Origin of the sequence: Vibrio hibernica (genome assembly GCF_015223435.1) — a bacterium.
In the GTDB taxonomy this organism is placed as follows: Bacteria; Pseudomonadota; Gammaproteobacteria; order Enterobacterales; family Vibrionaceae; genus Vibrio; species Vibrio hibernica.
This window is the reverse complement of sequence record NZ_VHKO01000027.1, coordinates 1-12,964: the sequence shown is the minus strand read 5'-3', so window position 1 is coordinate 12,964 and position 12,964 is coordinate 1. Positions and strand designations below refer to the sequence as shown.

At 40.4% G+C, this 12,964-nt stretch carries 11 protein-coding genes and 1 pseudogene; 11 read left to right on the top strand and 1 reads right to left on the bottom strand.

What is annotated here, in order from left to right; all coding sequences use genetic code 11:
- Positions 1-19 precede the first annotated feature (19 nt).
- Positions 20-922 carry a LysR substrate-binding domain-containing protein gene (locus FH976_RS10490; protein ID WP_194090805.1) on the top strand — a complete coding sequence of 301 codons (903 nt, stop codon included), beginning with the start codon at positions 20-22 and terminating at the stop codon, positions 920-922.
- Between the two features lie 39 nt (positions 923-961).
- On the opposite strand, the gene FH976_RS10485 is transcribed toward FH976_RS10490, so the two are convergent.
- On the bottom strand, positions 962-1,345 hold the full coding sequence (locus FH976_RS10485; RefSeq protein WP_194090804.1) for a cytochrome b562: 384 nt from the start codon (positions 1,343-1,345) through the stop codon (positions 962-964).
- Positions 1,346-1,657: 312 nt separating this feature from the next.
- Between FH976_RS10485 and FH976_RS10480 the strand changes: the two genes are divergently transcribed.
- The 10 genes and pseudogenes from FH976_RS10480 to codB form a co-directional block, all read left to right on the top strand.
- Positions 1,658-1,960 carry a YebG family protein gene (locus FH976_RS10480; protein WP_194090803.1) on the top strand — a complete coding sequence of 101 codons (303 nt, stop codon included), beginning with the start codon at positions 1,658-1,660 and terminating at the stop codon, positions 1,958-1,960.
- A gap of 158 nt (positions 1,961-2,118) precedes the next feature.
- The gene (locus FH976_RS10475) at positions 2,119-2,760 is read left to right on the top strand and encodes a MarC family protein (protein WP_194090802.1); all 642 of its coding nucleotides are present in this window, start codon (positions 2,119-2,121) and stop codon (positions 2,758-2,760) included.
- A gap of 159 nt (positions 2,761-2,919) precedes the next feature.
- Positions 2,920-3,519 carry an acetate uptake transporter gene (locus tag FH976_RS10470; RefSeq protein ID WP_194090801.1) on the top strand — a complete coding sequence of 200 codons (600 nt, stop codon included), beginning with the start codon at positions 2,920-2,922 and terminating at the stop codon, positions 3,517-3,519.
- A 157-nt stretch (positions 3,520-3,676) separates the two neighbouring features.
- Positions 3,677-4,708: a 2,3,4,5-tetrahydropyridine-2,6-dicarboxylate N-succinyltransferase gene (dapD, locus tag FH976_RS10465; protein ID WP_194090800.1), complete on the top strand. Its 1,032-nt coding sequence runs from the start codon at positions 3,677-3,679 to the stop codon at positions 4,706-4,708.
- Between the two features lie 262 nt (positions 4,709-4,970).
- Positions 4,971-6,179: a nicotinate phosphoribosyltransferase gene (gene pncB / locus FH976_RS10460; protein WP_194090799.1), complete on the top strand. Its 1,209-nt coding sequence runs from the start codon at positions 4,971-4,973 to the stop codon at positions 6,177-6,179.
- A 118-nt stretch (positions 6,180-6,297) separates the two neighbouring features.
- Positions 6,298-7,434, top strand: coding sequence for a sugar diacid recognition domain-containing protein (locus FH976_RS10455; protein ID WP_194090798.1), 1,137 nt, complete (start codon positions 6,298-6,300; stop codon positions 7,432-7,434).
- Positions 7,435-7,626: 192 nt separating this feature from the next.
- On the top strand, positions 7,627-8,988 hold the full coding sequence (locus tag FH976_RS10450; protein WP_194090797.1) for a GntP family permease: 1,362 nt from the start codon (positions 7,627-7,629) through the stop codon (positions 8,986-8,988).
- A gap of 19 nt (positions 8,989-9,007) precedes the next feature.
- Positions 9,008-10,171: a glycerate kinase gene (locus tag FH976_RS10445; protein ID WP_194090796.1), complete on the top strand. Its 1,164-nt coding sequence runs from the start codon at positions 9,008-9,010 to the stop codon at positions 10,169-10,171.
- A gap of 158 nt (positions 10,172-10,329) precedes the next feature.
- Positions 10,330-12,009 carry an AMP-binding protein gene (locus FH976_RS10440; RefSeq protein WP_194090795.1) on the top strand — a complete coding sequence of 560 codons (1,680 nt, stop codon included), beginning with the start codon at positions 10,330-10,332 and terminating at the stop codon, positions 12,007-12,009.
- 135 nt (positions 12,010-12,144) lie between these two features.
- A pseudogene (gene codB, locus FH976_RS10435) lies at positions 12,145-12,866 on the top strand (cytosine permease); the annotation flags it as partial.
- Positions 12,867-12,964: the final 98 nt, after the last annotated feature.

The following is a 12,964-nucleotide window of genomic DNA, read 5'->3' as shown; positions in this document are numbered from 1 at the left end:
TCGGCTTCAGATATGAAGGATGTCTATGAATATCACACTCAAGCAGATCAAAGTATTTGCGACCATCACCAAGCACAAAACGCTAACGATATCGGCTGAAAAATTATTTCTATCCAAAGCGGCGGTGAGTTTATCTTTAGCGGAATTAGAAAAGCAGTTAGGACATTCTTTATTTGATCGAGTGAATAATCGCTTGGTGCTCAACCAAGAAGGTAAGCGCTTACTACCACTAGCTGATGAATTGCTCCATAGAACGCAAGATATTGGCGATCTTTTTAAACAGAGTAATACGCTTAATGGCGAATTGAAGCTCGGTGCTAGTGATACGATTGGTAATCATCTTGCCCCTTATCTTCTACGAGATTTTCGCCAACAAACACAGCATCAACAACAAAGTTTATTCATTTCTAATACGGCGCTAATTTGTCAAAAATTGATCGATTATCAGCTCGATATTGGTTTGATCGAAGGGAAGATTCAGTCGGAAAAAATCTTAGCAAAAGAATGGGGCCAAGATGAAATGTGTGTAGTGTGCTCACCCGACCATCCGTTGTCTCAGAAACCAGAAATATTAATGCGTGATTTAGAGTCGAGTAAATGGTTATTACGAGAAGCAGGTTCCGGAACTCGAGAGTTTTTCTTACGCACCATCGCGCCAAGATTAGAAAATTGGTACGAGGCTTTTCAGCTTAATACGACGGAAGCTATTTTAAACGCCACCACCGCCAACCTTGGCCTCGCGTGTTTATCTCGTTTGGCTGCGAATTCCGCCATTCAAAACAAACGAGTTGTTGAAATTCCGTTACCTCTCGACATGACTCGTCGATTCTGGTTACTGGTGCATACAGAAAAATACCAAAGCCCACTATTAAAAAGCTTCATTGATTTTAGCTCTGAATGGAAACAGCCTAAGTATGATTAGTTATATTCACTTAATCTAATTCGGCAATTCACACACACATCAACCGAACAATTTACTCCAGATACTTGGATTGCGCTTAGCATGATATTCAATACGAAGTTTGTCGACTTGACGTAGCTCTTTCTGTGCTTGCTCAAGATTCCCAGCTTCCAGATCTGCCTCTACATTATTCAGTGCAACCGTTAGTTTATTGAAACCTTCTAAGTACAAATCTTGTTTTTCTGGCGGATAAGTACCTAACTTGGCTTTATTGATCAAGTTTGTCATGTTGGTAACTGGCACTTGCATCTCACTAATGCTTTGCGCTTCAGCCGCATGATTGAATTCGAGTTTCATTTCTTTCATGGTGGCTTTCAGATCCGATCCGGCAGCATACACATTCGCGGTAATCAATAAGGCAATAAATGGAATTAATTTTTTCATGGCACAACTTTCTTTGGTATTTGAATGAGAATGGGAGTGTAACGAAAGCCGCTAATTGGACACAAGTCGAACGTGTATAAAAAATTAACGACTTGTTATAACACAACGACAGCTAATTAGCAGAAAGGCACTAGATCTCTCGCAGCGATTTAAGTCCTAACCGCCGGCTAGAGATCCTGAATCACGCTCGCCCATCTCGGTTCGTGATAACCATTTCGTAACCATCAATAAGACTTTCCCCAACTGGACAAACACACAAAAAAACTGTATAAAAAACCAGTTCAAATAAACTTATATAATACGGGGATAACCATGGCTGTAATCGTCAAGTACGTGGTGGAACGCAACGGAGAAGAGAAGATGACTTTTACTTCTAAAGCTGAAGCAGACGCTTATGACAAAATGCTCGATATCGCGGATGAGCTTTTTACTTTGCTAGAAACCAGTAAGCTGATTGAAGATGATGCGAAGAAAGAAGAATTGTCTCTTTATCTTGCTCAAAACAAAGAAGAAGTACTTTATGCGCTCGGTGCTAAACGTAAACCAGCACCGAAAAAGGCCAAAAAAGAAACCGTAGAAGAACCAGCTTCTAACGATGAAGAGCAAGTGGCTTAATATCCATCCCATGTTTTGCTCTCATTAATCAAAAGGCAATAACAGCACACGCCGTTATTGCCTTTATTGTTTATGGTATATACCGTTTATACTGACTACACGAACGTCTATTTCATCGGCATTTAAATACGGACAGTTTTTACCTCAAAGGAATGATAATGAAAGAATTGATAATTCATATTTTAACGGTTTTCATGGGCTTTTTTGCCATAATGAATCCAATATCAAACACTCCTATCTTCTTAGGATTAACCAAAGGTGATGATAGAGAAACAACAAAATCTATTGCACTGAGATCCACTTTCATCGCTTTTGTTATCATTGCTATTTTTGCCGTAAGTGGAAAAATCATCTTTGACGTTTTTGGTATCACCTTGTATGCATTGCGTATTACGGGCGGTATTTTAGTCTTTTTGATTGGCTTTCATATGTTGCAAGGGAAAGGATTAGCGGAGAAACCTAAAACACATGGCGCCGATCTGCAAGCTCAAAAGCAAGCGGCTTTAGGTCTTGCGGTATCACCACTTGCAACACCGCTTCTTGCTGGCCCAGGAACCATTGCCACCGCGATGAACTTTGCCGCTTCTGGTGGATTTACCCAGCTGATCATCACCATTGTGTCTTTTGGATTATTATGTGTGCTGACTTATTTTATCTTTGTTTTTGGTGAACGCCTTGTTAAAGCCATTGGCCCAAGTGCTTTAGACGTGGTCACTCGTATGATGGGTCTTATCTTGGCTGTTATCGGAACTCAAATGTTTATCGAAGGAGTCGAGCAAGCTTATAAGACTTTTTCATAGCGCATCTAGTCCCCTTAATTTAAAGCTAACGGTTCTATTTTTCAGTTAGCTTTTCACTGTAAATGAAATATTGTATACAATATTGAATGCGATTATTTACAAGTCGTTATTTCAATGATATTAGTATTGGTATGTTCAATTACTAATCATCCGCAAACTATGAAAAACGCCTCCATTGATTACACTCCACTTGGCCTATTCGGCTTTAGTATCACCAGTATTTTAATTAGCTTACATGGCTTAGGCGTATTTCCATTGAATGCATTAGTGATTTCGATGGCACTCGTTTTCGGTGGCGCAACGCAATTACTGGTAGGTCTACAAGCGTATAAGCATGGTTACAGCTTTGCAGGGATCACTTTCAGTGCCTATGGTCTTTATTGGCTATCTTATGTGGGGATCTTATTGCTTCCTGCTCTTAATATCGTCCCGACACCACCCGCAGCTTTAGTGGGGTCTTATTTCATTTTATGGGCTGTTTTCACTAGCACTATGACTATTATGGCTCATCGTTTAAGTCGACTGGATTTTATAATTTTCCTCACCTTAGCCGTGGTGTATTTTTTACTCGCTCTGCATCAATTTCTACCATTTTCCAGCATTAACATTTTATCCAGCATTATGGGAATCATTTGTGGCTGCTGTGCGTTTTATTTAGCGATGACTAAAGTACTTCAACAGGAATTAGTTTTCCTGCCTTTACCCGCTCAAATAGTTTTACCTTCAAAAAATACTGACATTCAACAAGAACATTCATGAGAAACCATCATCAATTGTGATTATTTTCATTTCAAGCCTTTCCACCTAGGCAAGCAATCATTATGATTGGCCTAACAACATTACATTCAATGGGCAATCTGATTGATATATTCCAAATCACACAAGCCCACTATTTTGACATGGAGAGACATCTTAAATGGCTAATTTCGCACTTGCCTTCGGCACCGCAACCAAAAACCGTGATGGTAAAATCATTGAAGCATTCTTCCCTCACCCAGTATTAAATCCATCTGACGCTTTAGTTGCTGCCGTTTCTCAAGTTACTGGCTACAAACAAGGTAACCAAGCTATTGAGATCACATCTGCAATTGCCTCTGAGCTATCAACTGCATTTGCAGCCCAGGGTGATGTTGCTAATGCTGACTTTGCAGAAAAAGCAACTCAAGCGTCAGCGGCATTAGTGTTAGTTATTTTAGCGACTGATGAGCAACCAACCTCTGTTGCTGAAGGTTTCTTGAAGCTACAATTAATCTCTCACCGTCTAGCTAAACCGCACGGTATTGTGCTTGATGGTATCTTTGGTTTACTGCATAACATTGCTTGGACGAACCAAGGTCCAATCGATTTACCTGAACTGGCAAGTCGTCAAATTGAAGCTCGTCTTAATGGTGAAGTTATCACTGTCGATTGCGTAGATAAATTCCCTAAAATGGTGGATTACATTGTTCCAACTGGTGTGCGTATTGCAGATACTTCGCGCGTTCGTCTTGGCGCTCATGTGGGTGAAGGCACAACGGTTATGCATGAAGGTTTCATTAACTTCAACGCCGGTACAACGGGTGTAAGCATGGTTGAAGGACGTATCTCAGCTGGCGTTATGGTTGGCGAAGGTTCGGATATTGGTGGTGGTGCTTCTATTATGGGTACGCTTTCTGGCGGTGGTAAGGTTGTTATTAAGATTGGTGAAAACAGCCTACTTGGTGCCAATGCTGGCCTTGGTTTCCCATTAGGAGATCGCTGTACGATTGAGTCAGGTCTTTACATCACAGCCGGTACTAAAGTAACCATGCTTGATGCTTCTGGTCATGAAGTAGAAGTAGCAAAAGCACGTGACCTTTCTGGTACGCCTGATCTTCTATTCCGTCGTAACTCTGTGACGGGTAAAATTGAATGCTTAACCAATAAATCTGCGGTTGAACTAAACAGTGAGTTGCACAGCAATAACTAAACCCAGGTTATTAGGCTTAAAGATCACCATAGACTAAAAGCGGGAAGATTCATTTAAGCTGTACACGTTAATCAATTGAAATCCCAGTTATATCTGGGATTTTTTATATTAAATATTAAGGTGTGATTGCCATGATCAAAAAGCATTTAGATCATAATAGGCCAAATAATTAACAGCTTAACTAGTCTCTAAAACTGACAATGTTACCTATTTATAAACAGGTAAGGTAAAATACCCAAATTATTGTAATTTGAAGATGACTATGACCCACTCCAACTCTTCGCTTCAACCCACATTGATTGATTTACCAATCATTGATTCTTTGCTCGATACCGATGCTTATAAACTGCACATGCAACAAGCGGTTTTTCATCAATATCCCAATGTCGATGTCGTCGCTGAATTTCATTGCCGTAGTCAAGAAGATCTCACCCACCTGATTGAACCATTAAAAGTGCAAATTAAAGCCCTATGTCAATTGCACTTTACACGTCCAGAGATTGACTACTTAACATCATTATCTTTCTATCAAGCCGATTACTTGGAGTATTTAACTCAATTTCAATTAAATGAAGAGACCATTGAAGTGAGCCTCCAAGATCGACAGCTAGCCGTTAAGCTGACAGGTAAATGGTTGGATGTGATTTTATGGGAAGTGCCACTGCTCGCGATCATCAGTGAATTACGATCAAAAATAAAATACCCAAACATCAAAGTTGAAGATGCAACTCAACACCTTCAACACAAACTCGCCATATTTAATCAAGAACAAAACACGGCTAATTTTAACTTGATTGATTTTGGTACTCGTCGTCGTTTTTCAAAAGCGGTACAAACAGAAATTGTGTGTAACCTCATTGAGTCTTGTCCGCAATTTAAAGGCACGTCAAATTTCGCATTGGCGTTTAAATATAATATTGCGCCTGTGGGCACTCAAGCACATGAATGGTTTCAAGCTCACCAACAGCTTTCACCAACCTTAGCTAGCTCACAAAAAATAGCGCTCAATGCCTGGTTGAAAGAATACCCAGATACACTCGGTATCGCGTTAACCGATTGCATCAATATGGATGCCTTCTTGCGTGATTTTAATGTCGATTTTTCTCATCAATTTATTGGCTTACGTCATGACAGTGGCGATCCGATTGCATGGGGTGAAAAAGCCATTAACCATTATTTAAAGCTTGGTATCGATCCTCAAAGTAAACTGATCGTTTTCTCTGATGGTTTATCGTTCGAGAAAGCCGCTTCTATTTACCATCATTTTAATGGCCGAATTCAAACTAGTTTTGGAATTGGTACTAAGCTCAGCTGTGACATTCCTCATGTAGAAAGCTTAAATATCGTATTAAAGCTGACAGCATGCCAAGGTAAACCAGTGGCAAAAATTTCTGATGAACCGGGTAAAAGCATGTGTAAAGATGAAGACTACTTGCGGCAGTTAAGGCAAGCGTTTCAATTGGCTTCATAGACCTCATGATCAAAATCACACAATAACTGTGCAAAGTCACAATTGAACATATAAATGCTGGCAACTTCATCCTACTAAGATAACCTCAATAAACGTTATCTTAGTAAGGTCAGCCCACATGCTTCTCGACACTCAATTAGCCCAACAAATTGTTGATCGCACCATGGCGATTATTGAAACCAACATCAATGTAATGGATCAATACGGCATTATTATCAGCAGTGGCGACCCGAAACGTATTGGACAGATCCATGATGGAGCCTTATTAGCCATCAATCATGGTGATACCGTTGAAATCACAGAACAAAGTAGCTATGGCCTCAAAGGTGTAAAACCTGGCATCAACTTATTACTTAAATTCAACCAAAACATTATTGGTGTTGTTGGAATTACCGGTCACCCTGAAGATATTCGCAATTATGCCGCTCTAGTCAAAATGACATCTGAAATGATCATTGAACGCTCGCTGTTAATAGAACAGCTACAGTGGGATAAAAGACATGTAGAGGAGTTCATTTCATCTTGGATCAATGGCGAGTTGGATCAAAATGAAATTAATAACTGGGCACAAAGGTTAAGTCTAGATCTGTCTGAGCCAAGAGTTGCGGTGGTGATCGAGGTAGAACAAAATACACAAGCTAACCACTTATCGACCATTAGGCAGATTGTCGAGCTACTAGAATTTCCTAAGAGAAATAATTTAGTTGCCGTGATTGCTATGAATGAAATTGTCGTACTTAAACCCTGTAAAGTAAGTAATCATCAGTGGGATCATAGCCATGAAAGTCAGCGTATTGATGAATTGCTAGCTACATTAGATAAACATGGAATAGACAATGTTCAGATTGCTCTCGGGCAGTTTTATTCTAACCTTGCTCAACTTCCTCTTTCTTATCAAAGCGCTAAACAAGTGCTTGCCCTAGGTAAATCACACTCACCTCAAAGCAAGAAATTCCTTTTTGACGATTTACGCATTCCAGTCCTGCTCACGCCTTTAAGTAATAGTTGGCAAGGAGAACAGCTGAGGCAATCCATCATAAAACTGAAAAGTCACGATAAATCAGGCCAATTAATGAAAACCTTATACTCATTATTTGAGCACCAAGGCAATTTGAAGCATTGCTCTGAAAGCCTCTTTATTCATCGCAATACTTTGCGCTATCGGCTTAACAAAATTGAAGATATCACTCAAATATCACCACATAATTTCAGTGGTTTAGTTGAGCTATATATTGCGTCCCAGATCACAAAGTAAATTAAATTTTGTACAAACGCACAATATTACTCATTTTTACTCTCTGAAATTTGGAGATGCGACTAAAGCTATTTATTTGCTTATCAACAATAATATTAACTCCAATAACAACTCATCGAAATCCCAATAAGAGCGTAGTTAAAATGCTTATTTTCAATGAGAATTATAATAACGATACGGAGTTAACACACCATGAGTCTAGTACTGATCCTTTTAGCGGTGATTGCGTTTATCGTAATAACCACAACAAAATATAAAATACATCCCTTTTTAGCTCTTTTACTCTCCGCCTTTTTGGCAGCCTTTGCTTATGGACTACCAGCAGAATCCATAGCGAAAATTATCGCTTCCGGCTTCGGTGGTATTTTAGGCTACATCGGCTTAGTCATTGTCTTAGGTACGATCATCGGTGTCATTTTAGAGAAAAGTGGCGCTGCAATTACAATGGCGGACTCCGTCATTAATAAGCTTGGTGATAAGTTTCCAACCTTAACCATGTCGATTATTGGTTATATTGTATCTATTCCTGTTTTCTGTGATTCAGGATTTGTTATTTTAAACTCCTTAAAAGAATCACTCGCCAAAAGAATGAAAACCTCTAGCGTAGCGATGAGTGTTGCTCTTGCGACGGGTTTATATGCAACTCACACTTTTGTTCCTCCCACTCCTGGCCCTATTGCTGCCGCTGGTAATTTAGGACTTGAATCTAACTTAGGTTTAGTTATCGGAGTCGGTATATTTGTTGCTGCAGTTGCCGCTATTGCTGGGATGCTATGGGCAAATCGATTTAAATCTGTTGAACCTGATGGGTTAGAGAGTGAAGAACACGCAGGCGAGCTACAGCAAGATTGGCAAGCCTTAAAAGCATCTTATGGCAAACTTCCAACAGCCACTCAAGCGTTCGCTCCTATCTTTATCCCTATCGTATTAATTTGTTTATCTTCTATCGCCAGCTTTCCTAGCTATCCATTTGGTGAAGGCAGCATTAAAACCGCAATCAACTTCCTTGGCCAACCATTAACAGCGTTAGTTATTGGCTTGTTATTCGCAACACGTTTATTAAAAAGTGCTCAAAAAATTGAAGAGTTTAGTCAGCGCATTACCCAAGGAATTATCGCTGCGGCACCTATTTTATTGATAACAGGTGCAGGTGGTGCATTCGGGGCCGTTTTAAAAGCCACACCATTAGGGGACTATTTAGGTACGACTTTATCAGCACTGGGCGTGGGTATTTTTATGCCATTTATCGTGTCCGCAGCATTAAAGTCGGCGCAAGGTTCATCGACAGTCGCCTTGGTAACAACATCCGCTTTAGTCGCACCTTTATTAGCACAACTCGGATTAGATTCTGAAATGGGACGAGTCCTCACAGTAATGGCGATTGGCGCGGGAGCAATGACTGTATCTCATGCAAATGACAGCTTTTTCTGGGTCGTATCTCAATTTAGTCGTATGAGTGTTGGCTTAGCGTATCGCGCTCAAACAATGGCCACACTCATTCAAGGAATAACATCAATGGTACTGGTTTATATTTTAAGCCTGATTTTACTGTAAATATTTAATAAGGTTCATTATGAAAATAGTTATCGCCCCTGATTCATTCAAAGAAAGTTTAACCGCGAAGCAAGTTTGCCAAGCAATTGAGGACGGTCTGCGCCGTGTCTGGCCACACGCTGAATACGCTCAAGTTCCCGTAGCCGATGGTGGCGAAGGAACGGTTCAGTCATTAATTGATGCCACTCAAGGTGAATTAATAGAGATAAGCGTGGCTGGCCCTCTCAAGATGCCAGTTAATGCTTTCTATGGACGATTAGGTGGCGATAACCACACTACTGCTATTATTGAAATGGCTGCGGCAAGTGGTTTGCACCATGTTAAACCAGCACAACGAGATCCGAAACAGACCTCTAGCTTTGGCACCGGCGAATTAATCTTACATGCCTTGGATAATGGCGCTACAAAACTGATTTTAGGTTTGGGTGGCAGTGCAACCAATGATGGTGGCATGGGAATGCTAGAAGCTCTAGGGGTTCGCTTTTTAGATAATGATCAAAATCTAATTAATGGTAACGGTATTGGTTTAACCAAAATTCAAACCATCGATATCAGTAAACTTGATCCACGCTTAGTCGATTGCGAAATCGAGATCGCGTGTGATGTTGATAATCCGCTATGTGGTGAGCATGGAGCAACAGCAACTTTTGGCAAACAAAAAGGAGCAACGCCTGAAGATACTCAATTACTCGATCAAGCGCTCAATCGCTATGCTGACTTAATCGAGAATCAATTGGGGAAATCAGTTAAAAATATTCCTGGGGCTGGCGCTGCTGGGGGATTAGGTGCCGCATTTTTAGGCTTTACTTCTGCCACCTTAAAGCCGGGTATTGAAATAGTGCTAGAGACATTAGAAATGGAGAAGCATTTAATAGGCGCTAATCTAGTCATAACAGGAGAAGGTCGAATTGACTGGCAAAGCGCCCATGGAAAAACGCCTGTTGGGGTGGCTAAAGTCGCTAAACAGTACGGTATTCCAGTTATTGCCCTCGCAGGCGGCCTTGGTGACAATTATCAAGAAGTGTATAAATATGGTATCGATGCCGTTTTTGCCGCTACTCCTCGCCCCTTTGATCTCGCCACTGCTTTTGCCGAAGCTGAGATAAACATGAGTAACTTGGCTGAAAATGTCGCACGAATTTGGAGCTCAAATCCACGCGATCAATCAAATCAAAAGACTTAATAATAAAGCCTATATTGAGACTCGACATAAATAGTTACATTGAAAATAACGACTTAGCTCACACATCTAAACTGGTTGGACCTTAGTATTCTTGTTATTTAATATTGGACAAGCTACAAATGTTAATAACATGTAAATTCATCCAGTAAGGTGTGACTATGACTTCAAACTTAGATATAGATTTCAATACATTAATCATGCCTCATGAAAAGCTTCTACAATGGGCAAAAGATCGACCGAATGAAATCTATTTATCTCAACCTATTGATAAAGAAATAAAGGAATTTACATACTTTGAAGTCGTCGACCAAGCCCAACGCTTAGTGACTGCATTACAAGGTTTAGGGCTAGAACCACGAGATAAAGTCGCTTTGCTCTCTAAAAATTGCGCTGAATGGTTCATTTGCGATTTAGCCTTAATGCTAGGTAATTATGTTAGCGTCCCTATTTTTCCAACCGCAGGAAGCGATACGATTGAACACTGCTTAACTCATAGTGAATCCAAAGCAGTCATAGTTGGTAAGCTTGATGATAAACAAGCGACTATTGAGGTATTAGCTGCTCATCCTGATATTATTTCTATTAGTTTGCCCTATCAAAATGTCCCTATCTGTAAACAAGAGTACTCGATTTTAGTCGAAAGTCATGAGGCGAACACCGATATACCTGAGCATCACAACGACACATTAATGTCTCTGGTTTACACCTCAGGAACGTCAGGCTTACCTAAAGGTGCGATGCTAAATTACGGCGGTTTTGCTTGGTGCGCACAAAATATAGTGAATCATATTGGTATCGAAGAGGATGATAAATTACTGTCCTATCTTCCTCTTGCCCATATTACAGAGCGCGTGTATATCTTAGGTTCTTCTATGATCGGTGGCGTTCCAACTGGTTTTGTTGAAAGCTTGGATACTTTTGTTGATGATGTAAAAATTCAGCAGCCCACACTTTTTATCTCTGTTCCTCGCTTATGGACTCTATTTCAGCAACGGATCTTAGAAAAAATGCCGCAACGTAAACTCAATTTTTTATTAGCTATTCCTTTTATTAGCGGCATAGTGAAAAAGAAAATTGCATCAGGTCTAGGGCTCGATAAAGCTCGCGTACTAGGTTCTGGTTCTGCGCCAATATCCCCTTCTTTATTAAAATGGTATCACTCGATTGGTTTAAATATTACCGAAGCATGGGGCATGACCGAAACTTTTGCTTACAACACCATTAATTACCCATTTAGAGCCGATAAAATTGGCACCGTCGGCCCTGCTGGCCCTGGTGTTGAGATTAAGATATCAGAAGATAAAGAAATTATGGTTCGTGGTCATGGTCTCTTTGCTGGTTATTACAAGAATGACGAGTCCACTCGAGAAGCATTTAATAATGAAGGCTGGTTGTACACTGGTGATATTGGCAGCCTAGATAATGAAGGTTATTTATCCATTGAAGGGCGTAAAAAAGATACCTTTAAGACCGCTAAAGGGAAGTTTGTCTCGCCAGTTCCTATAGAAAAAACAATCTTTGAACATTCACGTGTCGAAATTATGTGTTTGATTGGCCTAGGATTACCTGCCCCTATTTTACTCGTGATCCCGCATGCTTTTAAATACTTTGATCGGGCTCGCTATGAACGTAAAACAAAAAAAATCATTACTAAAATCAATCAAAACCTTGAATCTCACGCCAAAATAAAAGGTGTGTTAATGATCAAAGAGCCTTGGTCAATTGAAAATAATATTTTAACGCCAACATTAAAAATCAAACGTCATGTATTAGAAAAAAAGTATCATGACATTGGTGAAAACTGGCCATCAGATAAACTCATTATTTGGGAAGAGTAATAGCGTAGAAAAATTACAGATTAAGACAGGCAACTAATAACTCTATTTTTACTGGATTATACTTGCAGGAAAAAGACAAATATCATATAAATTGCGCCATCTTCACTACGCAAACGATAAATTAGGGAGAAAAAGATGGCGAAGGATGATAATTTTAGTTTAGGCCCCGTACCAAAAACGGAGCGAAAAGGGGTCGTCTCACTCACTTTGGTGATGCTGGGATTGACCTTTTTTCTGCCAGTATGTGGACAGGAGGTTCGCTTGGAACTGGTCTCACCTACCACGATTTCTTCATGGCAGTTTTAATTGGTAACTTATTACTCGGCATCTACACTTCTCTCCTCGGTTACATCGGCTCTTCTACCGGACTCTCCACCCACTTATTAGCACGCTTTTCTTTTGGCTCAAAAGGCTCTTGGCTCCCATCTTTACTACTTAGCGGCACACAAGTCGGCTGGTTTGGTGTAGGCGTTGCAATGTTTGCGATTCCTGTCCAAAAAGCCACAGGCATTGATACCAATACATTAATCATTGCTTCAGGAGTATTAATGACCGTCACCGTGTATTTTGGCATTTCAGCCCTCATGGTGCTTTCGTCTATCGCCGTTCCTGCCATTGCTTTACTGGGTAGTTATTCTGTCTATGAAGCCATCCGCAGCGTTGGCGGACTTGACGTAATTCAACATAAAGTGCCGGAACAACCTATCGATTTTTCAATAGCACTTGCGATGGTAATCGGCTCTTTTATCAGCGCGGGGACGTTAACTGCGGATTTCGTGCGCTTTGGTAAGAAACCGATGAATGCTGTTATCATCACCATGGTGGCTTTTTTCATTGGTAACTCATTAATGTTTGTGCGACCTGAGGTCGTATGAAGCGTTGTTCACCGCTTAACGAGTGAACCATCTGTATCACCAGATGAACCTACGAGCCTGAATAAAGCAGCGGCTCGGAC

Bases quoted from the DNA above. Each gene is read 5' to 3' on its own strand.
- pncB (WP_194090799.1), top strand. From the start codon at position 4,971: ATGACCCACTCCAACTCTTCGCTTCAACCCACATTGATTGATTTACCA.
- dapD (WP_194090800.1), top strand. From the start codon at position 3,677: ATGGCTAATTTCGCACTTGCCTTCGGCACCGCAACCAAAAACCGTGAT.
- FH976_RS10490 (WP_194090805.1), top strand. From the start codon at position 20: ATGTCTATGAATATCACACTCAAGCAGATCAAAGTATTTGCGACCATC.
- FH976_RS10455 (WP_194090798.1), top strand. From the start codon at position 6,298: ATGCTTCTCGACACTCAATTAGCCCAACAAATTGTTGATCGCACCATG.
- FH976_RS10470 (WP_194090801.1), top strand. From the start codon at position 2,920: ATGAAAAACGCCTCCATTGATTACACTCCACTTGGCCTATTCGGCTTT.
- FH976_RS10480 (WP_194090803.1), top strand. From the start codon at position 1,658: ATGGCTGTAATCGTCAAGTACGTGGTGGAACGCAACGGAGAAGAGAAG.
- FH976_RS10440 (WP_194090795.1), top strand. From the start codon at position 10,330: ATGACTTCAAACTTAGATATAGATTTCAATACATTAATCATGCCTCAT.
- FH976_RS10450 (WP_194090797.1), top strand. From the start codon at position 7,627: ATGAGTCTAGTACTGATCCTTTTAGCGGTGATTGCGTTTATCGTAATA.
- FH976_RS10485 (WP_194090804.1), bottom strand. From the start codon at position 1,345: ATGAAAAAATTAATTCCATTTATTGCCTTATTGATTACCGCGAATGTG.
- FH976_RS10475 (WP_194090802.1), top strand. From the start codon at position 2,119: ATGAAAGAATTGATAATTCATATTTTAACGGTTTTCATGGGCTTTTTT.
- FH976_RS10445 (WP_194090796.1), top strand. From the start codon at position 9,008: ATGAAAATAGTTATCGCCCCTGATTCATTCAAAGAAAGTTTAACCGCG.